At 56.5% G+C, this 2,500-nt stretch carries 1 rRNA gene (cut by a window edge); it reads left to right on the top strand.

The features are described 5' to 3' along the window. Positions 1-2,445 (top strand): 23S ribosomal RNA (locus Aau02nite_RS45530) (it extends 668 nt beyond the left edge of the window). Positions 2,446-2,500: the final 55 nt, after the last annotated feature.

Raw genomic sequence — 2,500 nt, 5'->3', positions numbered from 1 at the left:
CGAGTTAGTGGCATGTGGCGAGGTTAACCCGTGTGGGGTAGCCGTAGCGAAAGCGAGTCTGAAGAGGGCGTTTGAGTCGCATGTTCTAGACCCGAAGCGGGGTGATCTAGCCATGGGCAGGTTGAAGCGTGGGTAAGACTGCGTGGAGGACCGAACCCACCAACGTTGAAAAGTTGGGGGATGACCTGTGGTTAGGGGTGAAAGGCCAATCAAACTCCGTGATAGCTGGTTCTCCCCGAAATGCATTTAGGTGCAGCGTCGTGTGTTTCTTGCCGGAGGTAGAGCACTGGATGGTCTAGGGGGCCTACAAGCTTACCGAAATCAGCCAAACTCCGAATGCCGGTAAGTGAGAGCGCGGCAGTGAGACTGCGGGGGATAAGCTTCGTAGTCGAGAGGGAAACAGCCCAGATCACCAGCTAAGGCCCCTAAGCGTGTGCTAAGTGGAAAAGGATGTGGGGTCGCATAGACAACCAGGAGGTTGGCTTAGAAGCAGCCATCCTTTAAAGAGTGCGTAATAGCTCACTGGTCAAGTGGTTCCGCGCCGACAATGTAGCGGGGCTCAAGCACACCGCCGAAGCTGTGGGACTCACATATTAACCCGGTTTGGTCTCTTGAAGATCGGATCCAGGTGTGTGGGTCGGTAGGGGAGCGTCGTGCTACCGGTGAAGCGGCAGGGTGACCTAGCCGTGGAGGTTGCACGAGTGAGAATGCAGGCATGAGTAGCGAATGAAGGGTGAGAAACCCTTCCGCCGGATGACCAAGGGTTCCAGGGCCAGGCTAATCCGCCCTGGGTGAGTCGGGGCCTAAGGCGAGGCCGAGAGGCGTAGTCGATGGATAACGGGTTGATATTCCCGTACCCGCAAAGGAGCGCCCAAGACGAACCTTGTTGTGCTAACCACGCGAAGCGCCGGCGACTTTCGGGTCAAGGGTGTGGAGTCTGGGAACCTGACAGGTAGTAGTTTAGCGATGGGGTGACGCAGGAAGGTAGCTGATCCCGGCCGGTGGTTGTGCCGGGGTAAGCGTGTAGGCCGTGTCATAGGCAAATCCGTGACACATGAGGCTGAGACGTGATGCCGAGCCGATTCAGGTGAAGTCAGTGATCCTATGCTGCCGAGAAAAGCCTCTAGCGATGTTCCGAGCGGCCCGTACCCCAAACCGACACAGGTGGTCAGGTAGAGAATACCGAGGCGACGGGCGAACTGTGGTTAAGGAACTCGGCAAATTGCCCCCGTAACTTAGGGAGAAGGGGGGCCGGACGCGTGAAGCCCCTTGCGGGTGGAGCGTGGTATGGCCGCAGAGAGCAGGGGGAAGCGACTGTTTACTAAAAACACAGGTCCATGCCAAGTCGTAAGACGATGTATATGGACTGACGCCTGCCCGGTGCTGGAACGTTAAGGGGACCTGTTAGCCTTTCGGGGCGAGGCGGAGAACTTAAGCGCCAGTAAACGGCGGTGGTAACTATAACCATCCTAAGGTAGCGAAATTCCTTGTCGGGTAAGTTCCGACCTGCACGAATGGCGTAACGACTTCCCCACTGTCTCAACCACAGGCCCGGCGAAATTGCAGTACGAGTAAAGATGCTCGTTACGCGCGGCAGGACGGAAAGACCCCGGGACCTTTACTATAGCTTGACATTGGTATCCGAATGTAATTGTGTAGGATAGGTGGGAGCCTGTGAAGTCCGGACGCCAGTTCGGGTGGAGGCAATCTTGAAATACCACTCTGTTGGATTTGGGTATCTAACTTGCGGCCCTGATCGGGTCGAGGGACAGTGTCTGGTGGGTAGTTTAACTGGGGCGGTTGCCTCCTAAAAGGTAACGGAGGCGCCCAAAGGTTCCCTCAGCCTGGTTGGCAATCAGGTGTTGAGTGTAAGTACACAAGGGAGCTTGACTGTGAGACTGACAGGTCGAGCAGGGACGAAAGTCGGGACTAGTGATCCGGCACTTGCGAGTGGAAGCGGTGTCGCTCAACGGATAAAAGGTACCCCGGGGATAACAGGCTGATCTTCCCCAAGAGTCCATATCGACGGGATGGTTTGGCACCTCGATGTCGGCTCGTCGCATCCTGGGGCTGTAGCAGGTCCCAAGGGTTGGGCTGTTCGCCCATTAAAGCGGTACGCGAGCTGGGTTTAGAACGTCGTGAGACAGTTCGGTCCCTATCCGCCGTGCGCGTTGGATACTTGAGAAGGGCTGTCCCTAGTACGAGAGGACCGGGACGGACGAACCTCTGGTGTGCCAGTTGTCCCGCCAGGGGCACGGCTGGTTGGCTACGTTCGGAAGGGATAACCGCTGAAAGCATCTAAGCGGGAAGCTCGCTTCGAGATGAGGTATCCCACCACCTTGAGTGGGTAAGGCTCCCAGCTAGACGACTGGGTTGATAGGCCGGAGATGTAAGCCTAGTAATAGGTTCAGTCGACCGGTACTAATAGGCCGAGGGCTTAACTACATTAAACTTTTTGCTCGACGCGTCCACTGTGTGATTCACAGCAAACAACCACCCC

This window comes from Actinoplanes auranticolor, from assembly GCF_018332655.1.
Taxonomy (GTDB): Bacteria; Actinomycetota; Actinomycetes; order Mycobacteriales; family Micromonosporaceae; genus Actinoplanes; species Actinoplanes auranticolor.
The sequence above is the reverse complement of the archived record's forward strand: the minus strand, read 5'-3'. Positions and strand labels throughout refer to the sequence as shown.